The organism is Neobacillus sp. PS3-40 (assembly GCF_030915485.1).
Lineage (GTDB): Bacteria > Bacillota > Bacilli > Bacillales > Cytobacillaceae > JAUZPL01.
Genome location: NZ_CP133266.1, coordinates 2,437,873 through 2,456,819, shown reverse-complemented (window position 1 = coordinate 2,456,819; position 18,947 = coordinate 2,437,873). Strand labels below are relative to the sequence as shown.

Annotated in this window: 18 protein-coding genes and 1 other annotated feature; all 18 genes read right to left on the bottom strand. The window is 39.6% G+C overall.

The annotated features are described in order from the left end of the window. Nucleotide 1: 1 nt before the first annotated feature. Nucleotides 2-343, bottom strand: a complete 342-nt coding sequence (rplV, locus tag RCG20_RS11955; protein ID WP_308180385.1) for a 50S ribosomal protein L22 — start codon at nucleotides 341-343, stop codon at nucleotides 2-4. Nucleotides 344-361: 18 nt separating this feature from the next. After that, nucleotides 362-640, bottom strand: coding sequence for a 30S ribosomal protein S19 (gene rpsS, locus RCG20_RS11950; RefSeq protein WP_308180384.1), 279 nt, complete (start codon nucleotides 638-640; stop codon nucleotides 362-364). 60 nt (nucleotides 641-700) lie between these two features. Then, on the bottom strand, nucleotides 701-1,531 hold the full coding sequence (gene rplB, locus RCG20_RS11945) for a 50S ribosomal protein L2 (RefSeq protein WP_308180383.1): 831 nt from the start codon (nucleotides 1,529-1,531) through the stop codon (nucleotides 701-703). Between the two features lie 28 nt (nucleotides 1,532-1,559). Further along, complete coding sequence (gene rplW / locus RCG20_RS11940) at nucleotides 1,560-1,844, bottom strand: 50S ribosomal protein L23 (RefSeq protein WP_308180382.1); 285 nt, start codon at nucleotides 1,842-1,844, stop codon at nucleotides 1,560-1,562. After that, entirely contained in the window at nucleotides 1,844-2,467 is a 624-nt protein-coding gene (gene rplD / locus RCG20_RS11935; RefSeq protein ID WP_308180381.1) for a 50S ribosomal protein L4, read from the bottom strand. Before rplD ends, rplW begins: the two co-directional genes overlap by 1 nt. Before the next feature lie 29 nt (nucleotides 2,468-2,496). Continuing rightward, on the bottom strand, nucleotides 2,497-3,123 hold the full coding sequence (gene rplC / locus RCG20_RS11930) for a 50S ribosomal protein L3 (RefSeq protein ID WP_308180380.1): 627 nt from the start codon (nucleotides 3,121-3,123) through the stop codon (nucleotides 2,497-2,499). Between the two features lie 39 nt (nucleotides 3,124-3,162). Continuing rightward, on the bottom strand, nucleotides 3,163-3,471 hold the full coding sequence (gene rpsJ, locus RCG20_RS11925) for a 30S ribosomal protein S10 (protein ID WP_308180379.1): 309 nt from the start codon (nucleotides 3,469-3,471) through the stop codon (nucleotides 3,163-3,165). 364 nt (nucleotides 3,472-3,835) lie between these two features. After that, nucleotides 3,836-5,023 (bottom strand): elongation factor Tu, encoded by a 1,188-nt coding sequence (tuf, locus tag RCG20_RS11920; RefSeq protein ID WP_308180378.1) that lies wholly within the window; start codon nucleotides 5,021-5,023, stop codon nucleotides 3,836-3,838. A gap of 127 nt (nucleotides 5,024-5,150) precedes the next feature. Next, nucleotides 5,151-7,232 (bottom strand): elongation factor G, encoded by a 2,082-nt coding sequence (fusA, locus tag RCG20_RS11915; RefSeq protein WP_308180377.1) that lies wholly within the window; start codon nucleotides 7,230-7,232, stop codon nucleotides 5,151-5,153. Between the two features lie 48 nt (nucleotides 7,233-7,280). Next, nucleotides 7,281-7,751, bottom strand: a complete 471-nt coding sequence (rpsG, locus tag RCG20_RS11910; protein WP_308180376.1) for a 30S ribosomal protein S7 — start codon at nucleotides 7,749-7,751, stop codon at nucleotides 7,281-7,283. 39 nt (nucleotides 7,752-7,790) lie between these two features. After that, nucleotides 7,791-8,213 carry a 30S ribosomal protein S12 gene (gene rpsL, locus RCG20_RS11905; RefSeq protein ID WP_308180375.1) on the bottom strand — a complete coding sequence of 141 codons (423 nt, stop codon included), beginning with the start codon at nucleotides 8,211-8,213 and terminating at the stop codon, nucleotides 7,791-7,793. 104 nt (nucleotides 8,214-8,317) lie between these two features. Further along, the gene (locus tag RCG20_RS11900; RefSeq protein WP_308180374.1) at nucleotides 8,318-8,566 is read right to left on the bottom strand and encodes a 50S ribosomal protein L7ae-like protein; all 249 of its coding nucleotides are present in this window, start codon (nucleotides 8,564-8,566) and stop codon (nucleotides 8,318-8,320) included. Nucleotides 8,567-8,787: 221 nt separating this feature from the next. Then, the gene (gene rpoC, locus RCG20_RS11895; RefSeq protein ID WP_308180373.1) at nucleotides 8,788-12,387 is read right to left on the bottom strand and encodes a DNA-directed RNA polymerase subunit beta'; all 3,600 of its coding nucleotides are present in this window, start codon (nucleotides 12,385-12,387) and stop codon (nucleotides 8,788-8,790) included. 86 nt (nucleotides 12,388-12,473) lie between these two features. Next, nucleotides 12,474-16,034 (bottom strand): DNA-directed RNA polymerase subunit beta, encoded by a 3,561-nt coding sequence (gene rpoB, locus RCG20_RS11890; RefSeq protein ID WP_308180372.1) that lies wholly within the window; start codon nucleotides 16,032-16,034, stop codon nucleotides 12,474-12,476. A gap of 254 nt (nucleotides 16,035-16,288) precedes the next feature. Then, nucleotides 16,289-16,888 (bottom strand): class I SAM-dependent methyltransferase, encoded by a 600-nt coding sequence (locus RCG20_RS11885; RefSeq protein WP_308180371.1) that lies wholly within the window; start codon nucleotides 16,886-16,888, stop codon nucleotides 16,289-16,291. A 144-nt stretch (nucleotides 16,889-17,032) separates the two neighbouring features. After that, on the bottom strand, nucleotides 17,033-17,392 hold the full coding sequence (gene rplL / locus RCG20_RS11880; RefSeq protein ID WP_308180370.1) for a 50S ribosomal protein L7/L12: 360 nt from the start codon (nucleotides 17,390-17,392) through the stop codon (nucleotides 17,033-17,035). Between the two features lie 53 nt (nucleotides 17,393-17,445). Further along, nucleotides 17,446-17,946, bottom strand: coding sequence for a 50S ribosomal protein L10 (gene rplJ, locus RCG20_RS11875; RefSeq protein ID WP_308180369.1), 501 nt, complete (start codon nucleotides 17,944-17,946; stop codon nucleotides 17,446-17,448). A gap of 31 nt (nucleotides 17,947-17,977) precedes the next feature. Further along, nucleotides 17,978-18,125 (bottom strand) — a sequence feature (ribosomal protein L10 leader region). Nucleotides 18,126-18,176: 51 nt separating this feature from the next. After that, nucleotides 18,177-18,875, bottom strand: coding sequence for a 50S ribosomal protein L1 (gene rplA, locus RCG20_RS11870; RefSeq protein ID WP_308180368.1), 699 nt, complete (start codon nucleotides 18,873-18,875; stop codon nucleotides 18,177-18,179). Between the last annotated feature and the right edge of the window lie 72 nt (nucleotides 18,876-18,947).

Here is an 18,947-nt window from a genome sequence, read left to right as displayed (position 1 = left end):
GTTACCCCTCCTTTTTTTCTGTTAAAACGATTGTTATATGGCTAGTACGTTTGTTAATTTGGCTTGCACGACCCATTGCACGAGGACGGAAACGTTTTAAAGTTGGTCCTTCGTCAACAAATGCTTGTGCTACAACCAAGCTATTAACGTCCATTTCATAATTATGCTCGGCATTTGCCATAGCGGATTTTAAAACTTTCTCAACAATTGGAGAAGCAGCCTTAGGAGTAAGGTTTAAAATTGCTACAGCTTCACCAACTTGCTTTCCTCGAATTAAATCTACGACTAAACGTGCTTTACGAGGAGCAATACGAACTGTTCTTACAACAGCTTTAGCTTGCATGTGGATGCCCTCCTCTCATTAACGTCTTGTTTTCTTATCGTCATTTCCATGACCTTTGTATGCACGAGTTGGAGCGAATTCTCCAAGCTTGTGGCCTACCATGTCTTCAGTAACATAAACAGGCACATGTTTGCGACCATCATAAACGGCAACAGTGTGTCCGATGAATTGTGGGAAGATCGTAGAACGGCGTGACCAAGTCTTAACAACTTGCTTGCCTTCAGTTTCATTTAACTTTTCGATCTTATTGATTAAATGCTCATCAACAAAAGGTCCTTTTTTTAAGCTGCGACCCATATTTGAACCTCCCTTCGCGATCGTTCTACGGTTCGTTTGTTGAACCGTAGTACAATCCCGTTATTTTTTACGACGACGTACAATAAACTTGTCGGATTTATTTTTCTTCTTACGAGTTTTAAATCCAAGAGTTGGTTTACCCCATGGAGACATTGGAGATTTACGTCCAATTGGAGAACGACCTTCACCACCACCGTGTGGGTGATCATTAGGGTTCATAACAGATCCACGAACTGTTGGGCGTATGCCTAACCAGCGAGAACGACCTGCTTTACCAATCTTAATTAATTCATGTTGTTCATTACCAACTTGGCCAATTGAAGCACGGCATTCAGCAAGAATCATACGAACTTCTCCAGATGTTAAACGAACAAGTACATATTTACCTTCTTTACCTAGAACTTGTGCAGATGTACCAGCAGAACGAACTAATTGTCCACCTTTACCAGGCTTTAATTCGATATTGTGAATCACAGTACCAACAGGAATATTTGAAAGTGGAAGTGAATTACCAACTTTAATATCTGCTCCTGGTCCTGAAACTACTTCCATTCCAACCTCTAAGTTTTTAGGTGCAAGAATGTAACGCTTTTCTCCATCAAGGTAATTGATTAGAGCGATATTTGCAGAGCGGTTTGGATCGTACTCAATAGTAGCAACGCGTCCTGGAATGCCATCTTTGTTACGTTTGAAGTCAATCAAACGATATTGACGCTTATGGCCGCCACCATGATGACGAACAGTTAACTTACCTTGGTTATTACGGCCACCTTTTCTCTTTAATGGTGCTAATAGAGATTTTTCTGGTGTGCTAGTTGTGATTTCTGCGAAATCAGAAGTAGTCATACCGCGACGACCGTTGGAGGTAGGTTTGTACTTTTTAATCGCCATTTCATTTCCCTCCTTTTTTTATAGGTTCTTATGCTTCAAAGAATTCGATTTCTTTGCTATCAGCAGTTAATTTAACAATAGCTTTACGACGTTTGTTTGTGTAACCACCGAATTTTCCCATGCGCTTAAATTTACCTTTGTAGTTCATGATGTTAACTTTCTCAACATCAACACTGAAAATTGCTTCAACAGCGTCTTTAACTTGAGTTTTGTTAGCTCTAACATCAACTTCAAATGTATATTTTTTTTCGGACATTAGGTCAGTAGAACGTTCAGTGATAACGGGGCGCTTAATGATATCGCGTGCATCCATTATGCAAGCACCTCCTCAACTTTTTCAACCGCTGCTTTAGTCATGATCAATTTATCATGATTTACGACATCCAATACATTGATACCATCAGCAGTTACGACTGTTACACCAGGGATATTACGTGCAGATAGTGCTACGTTTTCCTCCAGGTTAGCAGTAACAATAAGTGCCTTTTTATCAATAGAAAGACTATTTAATACTGTTAAGAAGTCTTTAGTCTTTGGAGTTTCGAAAGCAAGGCCTTCTAATACTAAAATATTAGCTTCTAATACTTTAGAAGATAATGCAGATTTAATTGCTAAACGACGAACTTTTTTAGGCAATTTATAGCTGTAACTACGTGGAACAGGACCAAACACTGTACCACCTCCACGCCATTGTGGAGAACGGATTGAACCTTGACGAGCACGTCCAGTTCCTTTTTGGCGCCATGGCTTACGTCCACCACCAGCTACTTCAGAACGAACTTTTGTTTTATGAGTTCCTTGACGTAATGAAGCTCTTTGCATAATGATTGCATCGAATAATACAGCTTGATTTGGCACAATACCAAATACTGAATCATTAAGTTCGATTTCGCCAACTTCAGAACCGCTTTGGTTAAATAATGCTACTTTCGGCATTCCTATGTTCCTCCTTTCTTACGAGGTAATTATGCTTTTAACGCACCTTTGATTTTTATTAATGCTTTTCTAGCACCTGGAACGTTACCTTTAATTAGAAGCAAGTTACGCTCAGTATCCACCTTTACAATTTCAAGGTTCTGAACAGTTACTTGATCTCCACCCATGCGTCCAGGTAATGCTTTACCTTTAAATACACGGTTTGGAGCAACAGGTCCCATTGAACCAGGACGACGGTGATAACGAGAACCGTGAGCCATTGGGCCGCGAGATTGTCCGTGGCGTTTAATAACACCTTGGAAACCTTTACCCTTTGAGATTCCTGTAACATCTACTACATCGCCTGCTGCGAAAATATCAACTTTGACTTCCTGACCGACTTCGTATGTTGCTAAGCCATCTCCGCGGAATTCACGAATGAAGCGCTTAGGAGCAGTGTTTGCCTTTGCAACATGCCCTTTTTCAGGTTTATTCGATAACTTGTCGCGTTTATCTTCGAAACCTACTTGAACTGCAACATATCCGTCGCTTTCAATAGTTTTCTTTTGAAGAACTACGTTACCAGTTGCCTGAATTACTGTAACAGGGATTAGGTTGCCATTTTCAGCAAATACTTGAGTCATACCAATCTTTCTTCCTAAGATTCCTTTGGTCATTTAAGTCACACCTCCTAATTTTTTGTTCTTTTATTTTTACTAAAGTTTAATTTCGATATCGACGCCGGATGGTAAGTCTAAGCGCATTAATGAATCAACTGTTTGTGGAGTTGGATTAATGATATCGATTAGACGTTTGTGTGTCCGCTGTTCGAACTGCTCACGCGAATCTTTGTACTTATGAACCGCACGAAGAATCGTATAAATAGTCTTTTCAGTCGGAAGTGGAATCGGACCAGAAACAGCCGCACCTGAACGTTTTGCTGTTTCAACGATTTTTTCTGCAGATTGATCAAGAATTCTATGATCATACGCCTTTAAACGGATACGAATCTTTTGTTTTGCCATTATTTTCCCTCCTTTATTCGCCTATTTTAAAAATAGACATTCTCAGTGGAAATTTCCCACACACGCGCCATGGCAAAGCGGCCGGGTGTGTCAGCAACCTTCCACATCATCGCAGTCAAAGACCAACATCGTCTATTATACATAAAAAATAAAACAAACGCAAGACATTCGTGATAAAACTTTATGTCTTGCACACTTGATCTATTATATCGAGTTTAAGCTTTGTTTACAAGTAATAAATTTAATACAGCCCTATTTCTATTCTGGCCGTTAATTGTTACTACGTGATTACTTTCTTCTATTATATATTGACATAAAAAAACAGGTGGATCGTCATCCACCTGTTTTTAATACTGAATAGTAATTATTCCATAATTGTTGTAATTGAGCCTGACCCAACAGTACGTCCGCCTTCACGAATAGAGAACTTAGTTCCTTCTTCGATCGCAACAGGAGCAATAACTTCAACAGTTATTTCAACGTGGTCACCAGGCATTACCATTTCAACGCCTTCTGGAAGATTACAAATACCAGTAATATCAGAAGTACGGAAATAGAATTGTGGACGATAGTTTGTGAAGAATGGAGTATGACGTCCACCTTCTTCTTTTGTTAACACATATACTTGTGCTTTGAACTTAGTATGTGGAGTAATTGTACCTGGTTTAGCTAATACTTGTCCACGTTCAACTTCCTCACGAGCAACTCCGCGAAGAAGAGCACCGATGTTGTCACCAGCTTCAGCAAAATCAAGAAGCTTACGGAACATTTCAACTCCAGTTACAGTTGTGCTCTTTGGCTCTTCAGTGAAACCAACGATTTGAACAACGTCTCCAACTTTAACTACACCACGCTCAACACGTCCTGTAGCAACTGTTCCACGACCTGTGATTGAGAATACATCCTCAACTGGCATCATGAATGGTTTGTCAGTGTCACGAGTTGGTGTTGGGATATATTCATCAACTGCAGCCATAAGCTCGTCGATTTTTGCTTCCCATTCAGCTTCGCCTTCTAATGCTTTAAGAGCTGAACCTTTGATAACTGGAATGTCATCACCAGGGAAGTCATATTCAGATAGAAGATCGCGAATTTCCATTTCAACTAATTCAAGCAATTCTTCATCATCAACCATGTCACACTTGTTCATGAATACAACAAGGTAAGGTACACCTACTTGACGAGATAGAAGGATGTGCTCACGAGTTTGAGGCATTGGGCCGTCAGCAGCAGATACTACTAGAATACCGCCGTCCATTTGAGCTGCTCCAGTGATCATGTTTTTAACATAGTCAGCGTGTCCTGGGCAGTCAACGTGTGCGTAGTGACGAGTAGCAGTTTCATATTCAACGTGTGCAGTTGAAATTGTGATTCCACGTTCTCTTTCTTCTGGTGCACCATCAATTTGATCGTATGCACGTGCTTCTGCTCCCCCTACTTTTGCAAGTACGGAAGTGATAGCAGCAGTTAAAGTAGTTTTACCATGGTCAACGTGACCAATTGTACCAATATTTACGTGTGGCTTTGAGCGGTCGAATTTAGCTTTACCCATTAGTATTTCCTCCTTTTAATTATAAAAAATTAAGTATATTTTTTATAGAAACTGTAAATTGGTTATCCAAATTTACAGTTTCTATTCTTACATTATTAGTTTTACTTCAAAGATAAGTAAAAATCAATTACTCACCTTTATTTTTTTTGATGATTTCTTCAGAAATAGATTTAGGTACTTCTTCATAGTGATCAAAGTGCATTGAGAATACTCCACGACCTTGTGTACTTGAACGAAGCGCTGTAGCGTAACCAAACATTTCTGAAAGTGGAACCATTGAACGAACTACTTGTGCGTTACCACGAGCATCCATACCTTCAACGCGGCCGCGTCGAGCAGTAAGTTGTCCCATGATATCACCTAGGTATTCTTCAGGAATGGTAACTTCAACTCTCATAACAGGTTCAAGAATAACGGGACTACACTTGGAAGCTGCATTTTTAAGTGCCATAGATGCAGCAATTTTAAATGCCATTTCAGATGAGTCAACATCATGGTATGAACCGTCAAAAAGTCTTGCTTTGATATCAACTAATGGATATCCAGCAAGTACTCCGCGATCAAGGGAGTCTTCAAGACCAGCTTGTACTGCAGGGATGTATTCACGAGGAACAACACCACCGACAATGCCGTTTACGAATTCGAAGCCTTTTCCTTCATCATTTGGTGAGAATTCGATCCAAACGTGACCATACTGTCCACGACCACCGGATTGACGAGCAAACTTACCTTCAACTGATGCAGATGCACGGAATGTTTCACGATATGCAACCTGTGGAGCACCCACGTTAGCTTCAACTTTGAATTCGCGACGCATACGGTCAACGATAATATCAAGGTGAAGCTCACCCATACCAGCAATGATGGTTTGTCCAGTTTCTTGGTCTGTATGTGCACGGAACGATGGATCTTCTTCTTGAAGTTTTTGCAAAGCAGTAGACATTTTGTCTTGGTCTGCTTTAGATTTTGGTTCTACTGAAAGTTGAATAACTGGTTCAGGGAATACCATTGACTCTAGGATAACAAGGTTTTTGTCATCACATAGAGTATCACCAGTTGTTGTATCTTTCAGACCTACTGCAGCAGCTATGTCACCAGCGTAAACCGTAGAGATTTCTTTACGGCTATTTGCATGCATTTGTAAAATACGTGCAACGCGCTCGCGTTTGCCTTTTGTAGAGTTTTGAACATATGTTCCAGCTTCTAAAGTACCCGAGTATACTCGGAAGAACGTTAATTTACCAACATAAGGATCCGTCATTACTTTAAATGCAAGTGCCGAAAACGGCTCTTCATCACTAGAGTGACGTTCAATTTCTTCTTCTGAATCATCGACTGCATGACCTTTAATAGCCGCTACATCCAATGGAGAAGGAAGATAATCGATAACTGCATCTAACATAAGTTGAACACCTTTGTTTTTAAATGCTGAACCACAGATTACAGGATAGAATTCTACATTAACGGTACCTTTACGAATTCCAGCTTTAAGCTCTTCTTTAGTGATTTCTTCACCATTAAGATACTTTTCCATTAGAACTTCATCAAGCTCCGCTACTGCTTCAACTAACTTTTCACGATATTCTTTAGCTTGTGCTAAATATTCTTCAGGAATATCACGCACTTCTACATTTTCGCCTAAGTCGTCTGCGTAGAATACTGCATTCATTTCCACAAGGTCAATGATTGCTTCAAACTGATCTTCAGCACCAATTGGTAACTGAATTGGATGTGCATTAGCACCAAGACGTTCATGTATTGTATTTACTGAATACAAGAAGTCAGCGCCGATTTTATCCATTTTGTTTACGAATACTACACGTGGTACACCATAAGTAGTTGCTTGACGCCAAACTGTTTCAGTTTGCGGCTCAACACCTGATTGTGCATCAAGTACAGCTACCGCACCATCAAGTACACGAAGAGAACGTTCAACTTCGATTGTGAAGTCTACGTGTCCTGGTGTATCAATGATGTTTACACGGTGGCCATGCCATTGTGCAGTTGTTGCAGCGGAAGTGATTGTGATTCCGCGTTCTTGTTCTTGCTCCATCCAGTCCATCTGTGATGCGCCTTCATGTGTTTCACCAATCTTATGAATACGACCAGTATAATAAAGGACACGCTCAGTGGTAGTCGTTTTACCAGCATCAATATGTGCCATGATACCGATATTACGAGTATTCGCTAAGGAGAACTCTCTTGCCATTAGGTATTTCTCCTTCCTAGTTTTAGGAATTTTTTATTGAAGGTTATCTTACCAACGATAGTGAGCAAATGCTTTGTTTGCTTCAGCCATTTTGTGTGTATCTTCACGTTTCTTAACTGATGCGCCAGTATTGTTAGCTGCATCCATGATTTCGTTAGCTAAACGCTCTTCCATGGTCTTTTCTCCACGAAGACGTGCATAGTTAACTAACCAGCGAAGACCTAAAGTAGTACGGCGGTCTGGGCGCACCTCGATTGGAACTTGATAGTTTGCACCACCTACACGGCGTGCTTTAACCTCAAGTACAGGCATAATATTTTTAAGTGCTGCATCAAATACTTCCATCGGCTCTTTACCAGAACGTTCACGAATAGTTTCAAATGCAGTGTAAAGAATAGCTTGTGATTTACCTCTTTTACCGTCTAACATCATTTTGTTGATAAGACGAGTAACTAATTTCGAGTTGTATAATGGATCTGGTAATACGTCTCTTTTTGCTACAGGACCTTTACGTGGCATATTTTTTCCTCCTTTCAAAGAAGCTTCTATTTAATATGTTTATTTTTTAGGTGCTTTTGGTCTCTTAGTACCATATTTTGAACGGCTTTGCATACGGTTATTAACTCCAGCTGTATCAAGAGCTCCACGTACGATGTGATAACGTACCCCTGGTAAGTCTTTTACACGTCCTCCACGAATAAGAACCACACTGTGTTCTTGAAGGTTGTGGCCAATACCCGGAATATATGCAGTCACCTCAATTAGATTTGACAAACGTACACGAGCGTATTTACGCAACGCTGAGTTTGGTTTCTTTGGAGTCATTGTACCAACACGAGTACATACTCCACGTTTTTGTGGTGAAGATACATTTGTTTGAGACTTTTTAAAGCTGTTATAACCTTTATTAAGTGCTGGTGATTTTGACTTTTCCTCTTTAGATTGACGAGGTTTGCGCACTAGTTGGTTAATTGTAGGCATTTGATTATCCTCCCTTCATTTCTTTGTAAGACCACACATCCAGGTGGTCCATTTTTTTGCAAAAACAAAGTTCTTGCAGACTTCTCTATCTACAAAAACAGTTTTTAACGAATAATAGCAACAGATGAAGCTCCCACTTTAATTCCACACGCTTTTCCGAGTTTTTTCATCGAGTCTACGTAATGGACAGGAATTTCTAAATCAAGAGCTTTGTTAATCATTTTAGCAGTAACCTTTGGATCTGCGTCAGATGCAACAACCAACTCAATAACTTTGTCTTCCAAAAGGGCTTTCACTGTTTGTTTTGTTCCTACAATAATATTGTTGGCCTGCAATACTTTTTCATAAGACAATTATCGTATCCTCCAAAGCAACAGGTGTATAGGAGCACCTTTGATATATTATCATCATCACAAGATGATGTCAACTAAACTTTCATTTTTATAAATGTTTTGTCGACTTATCTTGCTGATAAAAATTTGTGAAAAACAAACTATTAAATGAAAGTATAAAACATACTTTCTTTAAAATGCAGTGCTCGCTTTATCAGCAAGCACTACAGATTTATAATTTATCAATCAATTGTAATTGTTTCTTCTGAAGTTGTATCCCTTAAAACTGGTTCTGCTCTACGATAGCGAGGCATACCCGTTCCGGCAGGGACAAGCTTACCAATGATAACATTTTCTTTCAAGCCAAGCAATTCATCGCGTTTGCCTTTGATAGCGGCATCCGTAAGAACCCTTGTAGTTTCCTGGAAAGAAGCAGCTGATAAGAAGGAATCTGTTTCAAGCGACGCCTTTGTAATACCAAGTAAAACTGGACGTCCAGTCGCAGGTAACTTCCCACTTAATAATGCCTTTTCGTTCGCATCAGTAAACTGGTGAATATCAAGAAGTGTACCTGGAAGTACATCTGTTTCACCCGCGTCACTAACTCGAACTTTACGAAGCATTTGTCTTACCATTACTTCGACGTGCTTATCGCCAATTTCAACCCCTTGCATACGATAAACCTTTTGAACTTCACGTAGCAAGTATTCTTGGACAGCACTAACGTCTTTGACTTTAATTAATTCTTTAGGGTCAATTGATCCCTCTGTTAACTCTTCACCACGTTCAACACGATCATTGACAGCAACTCTCAATCGAGCAGTATACGGTGCATTATATGTCCGTGATTCAACGTCACCTTGCACAACAATTTCATGTTGACGATCTTTACCTTCACTGATACCTACTACAACACCATCAATCTCTGAAATAACCGCAACACCTTTAGGATTACGAGCTTCAAAAATTTCTTGGATACGTGGTAGACCTTGTGTAATATCGTCTCCCGCAACACCACCTGTATGGAACGTACGCATCGTTAACTGTGTTCCTGGCTCACCGATTGATTGAGCAGCGATAATACCAACCGCTTCACCCACCTCAACTTCTTGTCCAGTTGCTAAGTTACGACCATAACACTTCTTACATACACCATGACGAGTGTTACATGTAAATGCAGAGCGGATGGTAACTTCTTCTATACCTAATCCAACAATAACCTCAGCAAGATCCTCTGTAATTAGACCATTTTCCGGAACGATAACAGCCTTTGTTTCAGGATGTTTAATCCCTCTACGTGCATAGCGACCAATTAAACGTTCATCTAATGGTTCAATTATTTCGGTGCCATCTTTTAGGGCTTTGATTACTAGACCGCGGTCTGTTCCACAATCATCTTCCCTTACAATAACATCTTGAGCTACGTCAACAAGACGACGTGTTAAATAACCTGAATCCGCTGTTTTAAGAGCTGTATCCGCAAGACCTTTACGAGCACCATGAGTAGAGATAAAGTACTCTAATACTGTTAAACCTTCACGGAAACTTGATTTGATTGGCAATTCAATAATACGTCCAGCCGGGTTAGCCATTAGACCACGCATACCAGCAAGCTGCGTAAAGTTCGAGGCATTACCACGGGCTCCGGAATCACTCATCATGAAGATTGGATTTGTTTTATTCAAGGAATTCATCAGCTTTCCTTGAATAACATCTTTAGCTTGGCTCCAGATTGAAATTACACGATCATAACGTTCTTCCTCGGTAATTAATCCGCGTCTAAACTGTTTCATAACATTATCCACTTTATTTTGAGCTTCATGGAGAATTTCTTGTTTTTCACCAAGAACAACGATATCAGCTACACCAACTGTAATACCAGCTTTTGTTGAATACTTGAATCCAAGGTCTTTCATACGGTCAAGCATCTTAGACGTTTCAGTAATTTTGAAACGTTTAAATACTTCTGCAATGATATTTCCAAGGATTTTCTTTTTGAAAGGATCGACTAGCGGCATTTCTTTAATTCGCGCTAATACATTTTCCCCTCTTTCAACAAAGTATTTTGCAGGTGTTTCTACTTCTAAGTTGTCTCTTGTTGGTTCATTGATATACGGGAATGACTTTGGCAAGATTTCATTAAATATAAGTTTTCCTACTGTTGTAATTAGTAATTTCTTGTTTTGTTCTTCAGTAAAGGTTTCATTATTTAATGATCCTGCATGAATTGCAACACGTGTATGGAAGTGAACATATCCATTATTATAGGCAATTAATGCTTCGTTTCTATCTTTAAAAATCATTCCTTCACCAATTGAACCTTCTCTTTCCAAGGTCAGGTAGTAGTTACCAAGCACCATATCCTGTGAAGGTGTAACAACTGGTTTACCATCTTTAGGATTCAAGATATTTTGTGCAGCAAGCATAAGCATGCGTGCTTCCGCTTGAGCTTCAGATGAAAGCGGTACGTGAACAGCCATTTGGTCACCATCAAAGTCAGCATTATATGCAGTACATACGAGTGGGTGAAGGCGAATTGCACGACCTTCTACAATTGTAGGCTCAAACGCCTGAATTCCTAATCTATGCAATGTTGGGGCACGGTTCAACAACACCGGATGCTCCCTTATTACGTCTTCAAGAACATCCCAAACCTCAGGTGATAGTCTTTCGATTTTACGCTTAGCAGATTTAATATTATGCGCTAAACCCTTTTCGACTAATTCCTTCATAACAAATGGCTTAAAGAGTTCAATAGCCATCTCTTTAGGGAGTCCACATTGATACATTTTAAGATTCGGACCAACAACAATAACGGAACGACCTGAGTAGTCCACACGTTTACCAAGCAAGTTTTGACGGAAACGTCCTTGCTTACCTTTTAACATATGTGAAAGTGACTTTAATGGACGGTTACCAGGACCTGTAACAGGGCGACCACGGCGGCCGTTATCAATCAATGCGTCTACCGCTTCTTGAAGCATCCGTTTTTCATTTTGAACGATAATGCTTGGGGCTCCAAGATCTAATAAACGTTTAAGACGATTGTTACGGTTAATAACGCGACGATAAAGATCATTCAAGTCAGATGTTGCAAATCTTCCGCCATCCAATTGGACCATTGGACGAAGTTCTGGAGGAATGACCGGAAGTACATCTAGAATCATCCATGAAGGTTCATTTCCAGAATTACGGAAAGCTTCTAGAACTTCAAGGCGTTTAATTGCGCGTGTTCTACGCTGACCTTGAGCTGTTTTTAATTCTTCCTTTAAAAAATCAACTTCTTTATTTAAATCAATATCTGAAAGTAATTTTTTAATGGCTTCTGCACCCATGGCTGCTTGAAACTTATTTCCGTACTTATCGCGATATGCACGGTATTCTTTTTCAGATAGAAGTTGTTTCTTTTCAAGCGCAGTATCTCCAGATTCAGTCACAACATAAGAAGCAAAGTAAATGATTTCCTCTAAAGCCCGCGGGGACATATCAAGTACAAGTCCCATTCGGCTTGGAATTCCTTTAAAATACCAAATGTGTGAAACAGGAGCTGCTAATTCAATGTGACCCATGCGTTCGCGACGGACTTTTGCCCTTGTTACTTCTACTCCGCAACGATCGCAAACAACGCCTTTATAACGGACGCGTTTATATTTTCCACAATGACATTCCCAGTCCTTTGTTGGACCAAAAATCCGTTCACAGAATAAACCATCTTTCTCAGGTTTTAATGTACGATAGTTGATGGTTTCTGGCTTTTTCACTTCTCCAAAAGACCATGAACGAATTTTTAATGGTGAAGCAAGACCTATTTTCATATACTCAAAATTATTAACATCCAGCAAGGGGCCTACCTCCCTTTTGATCTCCAGGTTTTACCCTTATTGCATTAAAAGCGGAAGCGCACAACGTGGTGCGCTACAGCTAGAAATTACTCTTTTGAACCGACTTTTTCGGATTCAAGGTTTTGTGATTCTGATACAATATTAAACGTGTCGACTTGCTGTAAGTCTTCATCATCTTCTGTATCACGCATTTCTATTTCTTTTTCATCACCGGATAGAATCTTTACATCTAAACCAAGACTCTGAAGCTCTTTAATTAATACTTTAAATGATTCAGGAACACCTGGTTCTGGAACATTTTCACCCTTCACGATGGCTTCATACGTTTTTACACGACCGACAACATCATCGGATTTAACTGTAAGAATTTCTTGAAGTGTGTATGCTGCTCCATATGCTTCAAGTGCCCAAACTTCCATCTCACCAAAACGCTGACCGCCAAATTGTGCTTTACCGCCAAGAGGCTGTTGCGTAACAAGCGAGTATGGTCCAGTTGAACGAGCATGAAGTTTATCATCAACCATGTGTGCCAATTTAATCATGTACATAACACCGACAGAAACACGATTATCGAATGGTTCACCCGAACGACCATCATAAAGAACAGTTTTAGCATCTCTAGCCATTCCTGCTTCTTGAATCGTTGACCAAACATCTTCCTCGCGCGCTCCATCAAATACAGGGGTAGCAACATAAATTCCTAACGCTCTCGCTGCCATTCCAAGGTGTAGTTCTAATACCTGACCAATATTCATACGAGATGGAACCCCTAATGGGTTTAACATGATATCTACAGGTGTACCATCTGGAAGATAAGGCATATCCTCTTCAGGAAGAATACGAGAAATTACACCCTTGTTACCATGTCGTCCAGCCATCTTATCACCTTCGTGAATTTTACGCTTTTGCACGATATATACACGAACAAGTTGGTTAACACCCGGTGGAAGCTCGTCACCGTCTTCACGATTGAATACTTTTACATCATGAACAATACCGCCGCCACCATGAGGTACACGCAAGGACGTATCACGCACTTCGCGAGCCTTTTCACCAAAGATGGCATGAAGCAATCTCTCTTCGGCTGTTAGTTCCGTTACTCCTTTTGGAGTTACTTTACCGACAAGAAGATCTCCGTCTTTCACTTCTGCTCCAGTACGGATAATTCCACGTTCATCCAAATTGCGAAGAGCATCTTCGCCCACGTTTGGAATATCCCGCGTTATTTCTTCTGGTCCTAGCTTTGTATCTCGAGATTCTGATTCGTATTCTTCAATATGGATCGATGTATAAACATCATCTTTAACAAGTCGTTCACTCATGATGATGGCATCCTCATAGTTATAGCCATCCCATGTCATAAATGCAACTAAGACATTTCGACCAAGCGCAAGCTCACCTAACTCCATTGATGGACCGTCAGCAAGAATTTCACCTTTTGTTACACGATTTCCAACAGCAACAATTGGACGCTGGTTATAACATGTTCCTTGGTTAGAACGGACAAATTTTAGTAGACGATATTTATCAAGATCGCCTTTTATCTCTTGGCCATCTACTTCAACTATACGGCGAACCCAAATTTCGCGGGCTTCAACATGTTCAACAATTCCTTCACGTTTACAAATGACAGCTGCCCCAGAGTCCTTACCAGATACATATTCCATACCTGTTCCAACTCTTGGTGCTTCCGGTTGCATAAGAGGAACCGCTTGACGCTGCATGTTCGCTCCCATTAAAGCACGGTTGGAGTCATCGTTTTCTAAGAACGGAATACACGCAGTCGCAGCAGAAACAACCTGCTTCGGCGAAACATCCATATAGTCAACACGATCACGCATTACAACGGTATTTTCACCACGGAAACGAGCAACAACTTCATCATCAACGAAGGAACCGTCATCACTAAGACGAGCATTCGCCTGTGCAACAACGTAGTTATCTTCTTCATCCGCAGTTAGATAATCAATACGACTTGTTACCTTCCCTGTATCAGGATCAATACGACGATAAGGTGTTTCGATAAAACCGAATCGATTTACTTTTGCATATGAAGATAAAGAGTTAATCAAACCGATGTTTGGTCCTTCAGGTGTTTCAATCGGACACATCCGTCCGTAGTGAGAGTAGTGAACATCACGTACTTCCATTCCGGCACGTTCACGTGTTAATCCACCTGGTCCTAAGGCAGATAACCGGCGCTTATTCGTTAATTCTGCGAGTGGATTCGTTTGATCCATGAACTGTGATAATTGAGAGCTTCCAAAGAATTCTTTAATTGAAGCAATCACAGGTCGAATGTTGATCAATTGCTGTGGTGTAATTGTTGCTGTATCTTGAATGGACATTCTTTCACGAACAACACGTTCCATCCGAGATAAACCAATTCGGAACTGATTTTGCAGCAATTCTCCAACAGAACGAATACGTCTATTTCCTAAATGGTCGATATCATCCGTATCACCAACACCATGCAATAAATTGAAGAAATAGCTGATCGACGCAATAATATCAGACGGTGAAATATTTTTTATTTCTTCAACAACATAGGCATTGCCCATTACATTAATTACTTTTTCATTTTCATCATTCGGAGCATAAATTTTTATACCTTGAAGAAGGATTTCCTCCGATACTACACCACCGCTTGGATGAAAAGTATTAAAATTAATATTCTTTTGAAGTGCTGGCAAAATGCGATCTAAAGTACGACGATCAAGCAGAGTATCCTTTTCTGCAATAATTTCACCAGTTTCAGGATCAACGAGAGATTCTGCTAGACGTTGATTAAATAAACGATTTTTAATATGAAGCTTTTTATTAATTTTATAGCGACCTACATTAGCCAAGTCATAGCGCTTAGGATCAAAGAATCTAGACATTAATAAACTCTTAGCATTCTCAACTGTTGGCGGTTCACCTGGACGGAGACGCTCATAAATTTCAAGAAGCGCTTTATCAACACTTTCAGTATTGTCCTTCTCAAGCGTATTTCGAATATACTCATTATCTCCAATCAACTCAATGATTTCTTGATCAGAGCCGAACCCTAACGCACGCAAAAGAACCGTAACGGGCAGCTTCCGAGTACGATCGATTCTGACATATACGACGTCTTTGGCGTCTGTTTCATATTCCAGCCAAGCGCCGCGGTTCGGAATCACAGTAGCTGTAAATCCTCTTTTACCGTTTTTATCAAGTTTTCCACTGAAGTAAACACTCGGAGAGCGTACTAACTGGGAAACAATAACACGTTCTGCCCCATTAATGACAAATGTGCCTGTTTCAGTCATCAGCGGGAAATCACCCATAAAAACATCCTGGTCTTTTACTTCGCCAGTTTCTTTGTTCACAAGACGCACTTTCACACGCAATGGTGCGGAGTATGTAACGTCCCGTTCTTTTGATTCCTTAACTGCATACTTTGGTTCGCCAAGGCTGTAATCAATAAATTCTAGTGATAGGTTACCAGTAAAGTCTTCAATCGGTGAAATATCCTGAAACATTTCACGCAATCCCTCATCAAGAAACCATTGATATGAAGAGGTTTGGATTTCAATAAGATTTGGTAATTCTAAAACTTCACTGATTCGCGCGTAACTTCTTCGTTGGCGGTGTCGTCCATACTGAACTAGTTGACCTGTCAACTGATTCACCCCTCAAATCAAGCGTAATAATAAAATCTATTTACATCTTTGGAAAGAAAAAACATTCTTACCATAAGACAAAAAGAAAAAGGGTTTTTTACTTAAAAACCACATTTTCACATTTGGACTATTATTTTGTCATCATGTCCGACTTAACCCTTTTTTATACATTTTTTTGCATATTTTTGGGAATAATTCAGAAACTATTATGATGGCATTTTATAATAGTATCACAGTGGCATTTTAGCGTCAAATTATTTTATTGCCTTAATGATAAAATATCCTTTTTCTTTATCGACGATTTCAACTTTAGTAAAATCCTCTTTTAGTTTTTCTACTGCAGACGGTGCTCCCTGCTTTTTCTGGATTACCACCCACAATTCACCTCTCGGCACCAGGTGGGAATAACTCTGTTCAAATATTTCATGGACAACCTTTTTTCCTGCCCTAATTGGAGGATTAGTTAAAATAACGGCAAAGCTAGTTTCTGTAACATTTAACAAACGATCGCTTTCATAAATTTCAACATTCTTAATTTGATTAAGTTCAGCGTTTTCCTTCGCCAATGCAAGTGCCCGCTCATTTATATCAACCATATGAATGTTCCGATCTTCAAAGCCCTTAGCAATCGAAAGACCGATAGGACCATAACCACAACCTACATCCAAAATAGATCCAATCACATTAGGCATTTCAAAAGTTTCAATCAGTAACTTTGAACCGAAATCAACCTCACGTTTTGAAAAGACACCATTATCAGTCTTAAAACGAAAACGGAAATCTCTAAGGACAAAATCCCAAATTTTCGGATCACTTTCAACCCTTTGAATACGCGAATAATAATGTTCAGACAACAGACTCACCTCCAGAAGAGAGTAAAAAATGAAGGTAATCGAGGGTTAATACAACTCTGAAACAGAATTGTATCTGATGATAAAGGATCAAATATTCTAAGCCAAAAAAAGCTCGCTTATACAGCGAGCTTTTTAATAGATTGATTACTTAACTTCAACATTAGCTCCAACTTCAGAAAGTTTAGCTTTAACTTCTTCAGCTTCATCTTTAGAAATGCCTTCTTTGATAGTCTTAGGAGCGTTATCAACAAGATCTTTCGCTTCTTTAAGACCAAGTCCAGTGATTTCACGAACAACTTTGATAACTTTGATTTTTTGATCGCCAGCGCTAGCTAGGACTACATCAAATTCAGTTTGTTCTTCAACAGCTGCAACAGCTGCGCCACCCATTGCTACTGGAGCAGCAGCAGTTACGCCGAATTCTTCTTCGATTGCTTTTACTAGGTCGTTAAGTTCTAAAACAGTCATACTTTTAACTGCTTCAATGATTTGTTCTTTAGTCATTGTTATTTCCTCCTTGAATTTGGTTTTATTATTTGTTAAACAATAAGGTTAGCTTACGCGCCTTGTTCTTCTTTTTGATCTGCAACAGCTTTCGTTGCAAGAGCAAGATTGCGGATTGGAGCTTGAAGTACGCTGAGAAGCATAGATAGCAAGCCTTCGCGTGAAGGTAGTTCAGCAAGAGCTTTAATTTCTTCAACTGTTGCGATATTGCCTTCAATAACACCTGCTTTAAGTTCAAGTGCCTCATGCTTTTTCGCAAAGTCATTCAAAATTTTAGCTGGAGCTACAACATCCTCGTTACTGAACGCAATAGCGTTCGGTCCGGTTAGAGCTGCATTTAATTCTGAAAGTTCACATGCATCTGCTGCACGACGAGTCATTGAGTTTTTGTAAACTTTAAATTCAATGCCAGCTTCGCGAAGTTGTTTACGAAGTTCAGTTACTTCAGAAACAGTAAGACCACGATAATCAACAACGATTGTTGATTTGCTAGCTTTGAATTTATCAGCAATTTCTGTTACAAGTTGTTTCTTTTGATCGATTACACTGCTCATTCTTACACCTCCTGTAGATTTTCCATTTATACCTGGCAAATAAAAACCTCCACATCAATTCAGACATGGAGGTAGCATACAATAGCTGTAAAATATGTTCAGCTTATTCTATCGCATTACCTCGGCAGGCTATTAAGCGAATATGCCCCTGCTGTCTACGGTACAAATGTTATTTTATTTAAACAACAAAATATATTATATAAAATATATTTATATTTGTCAATTAACAATTATTTGTATGAAACAGATGAAGGATCTACTTTTACGCCAGGTCCCATTGTTGAAGTAACAGAAACGTTCTTCATATATGTGCCTTTTGCAGCAGAAGGTTTCGCTTTAACCATTGTTTCAAAAACAGTATTGAAGTTTTCCACAAGTTTTTGATCTTCGAAAGATGCTTTTCCGATCGGAACGTGGATGTTACCTGCTTTATCAACACGGTATTCAACTTTACCTGCTTTGATTTCATTTATTGCTTTTGTTACGTCAAAAGTAACTGTACCTGTTTTAGGATTTGGCATTAAGCCTTTTGGTCCTAATGTACGACCAAGCTTACCTACTTCACCCATCATATCAGGTGTTGCTACGATTACATCAAAGTCAAACCAACCTTGTTGGATTTTGTTGATGTATTCTGAATCACCGACAAAGTCAGCGCCAGCTGCTTCTGCTTCTTTCAATTTTTCACCTTTTGCAAATACTAATACACGTTGAGTTTTACCAGTTCCGTTTGGAAGCACTACTGCTCCACGGATTTGTTGATCAGCTTTCTTAGGATCTACTCCAAGGCGGAAAGCTACCTCTAAAGTTGCATCGAATTTCGCAAAGTTTGTTTTCTTTACAAGCTCGATTGCTTCAGTGATTGGGTAAGATTTAGAACGATCTACAAGCTTTACAGCTTCTAAATACTTCTTGCCTTTTTTAGCCATTTTTAATTTCCTCCTAGATTGTGGTTTTAGCGGAATAACCTCCCACGAATAAAGGTTGCGAGTGAAGAAATT

What these genes read in the sequence shown, in the direction of transcription:
- rplW (WP_308180382.1), bottom strand. Translation starts at nt 1,844, where the DNA reads ATGGATGCACGCGATATCATTAAGCGCCCCGTTATCACTGAACGTTCT.
- rplJ (WP_308180369.1), bottom strand. Translation starts at nt 17,946, where the DNA reads ATGAGCAGTGTAATCGATCAAAAGAAACAACTTGTAACAGAAATTGCT.
- rpsS (WP_308180384.1), bottom strand. Translation starts at nt 640, where the DNA reads ATGGGTCGCAGCTTAAAAAAAGGACCTTTTGTTGATGAGCATTTAATC.
- rplB (WP_308180383.1), bottom strand. Translation starts at nt 1,531, where the DNA reads ATGGCGATTAAAAAGTACAAACCTACCTCCAACGGTCGTCGCGGTATG.
- rplL (WP_308180370.1), bottom strand. Translation starts at nt 17,392, where the DNA reads ATGACTAAAGAACAAATCATTGAAGCAGTTAAAAGTATGACTGTTTTA.
- rplV (WP_308180385.1), bottom strand. Translation starts at nt 343, where the DNA reads ATGCAAGCTAAAGCTGTTGTAAGAACAGTTCGTATTGCTCCTCGTAAA.
- rplC (WP_308180380.1), bottom strand. Translation starts at nt 3,123, where the DNA reads ATGACCAAAGGAATCTTAGGAAGAAAGATTGGTATGACTCAAGTATTT.
- rpsG (WP_308180376.1), bottom strand. Translation starts at nt 7,751, where the DNA reads ATGCCACGTAAAGGTCCTGTAGCAAAAAGAGACGTATTACCAGATCCA.
- rpsJ (WP_308180379.1), bottom strand. Translation starts at nt 3,471, where the DNA reads ATGGCAAAACAAAAGATTCGTATCCGTTTAAAGGCGTATGATCATAGA.
- rpsL (WP_308180375.1), bottom strand. Translation starts at nt 8,213, where the DNA reads ATGCCTACAATTAACCAACTAGTGCGCAAACCTCGTCAATCTAAAGAG.
- rplA (WP_308180368.1), bottom strand. Translation starts at nt 18,875, where the DNA reads ATGGCTAAAAAAGGCAAGAAGTATTTAGAAGCTGTAAAGCTTGTAGAT.
- tuf (WP_308180378.1), bottom strand. Translation starts at nt 5,023, where the DNA reads ATGGGTAAAGCTAAATTCGACCGCTCAAAGCCACACGTAAATATTGGT.
- rplD (WP_308180381.1), bottom strand. Translation starts at nt 2,467, where the DNA reads ATGCCGAAAGTAGCATTATTTAACCAAAGCGGTTCTGAAGTTGGCGAA.
- fusA (WP_308180377.1), bottom strand. Translation starts at nt 7,232, where the DNA reads ATGGCAAGAGAGTTCTCCTTAGCGAATACTCGTAATATCGGTATCATG.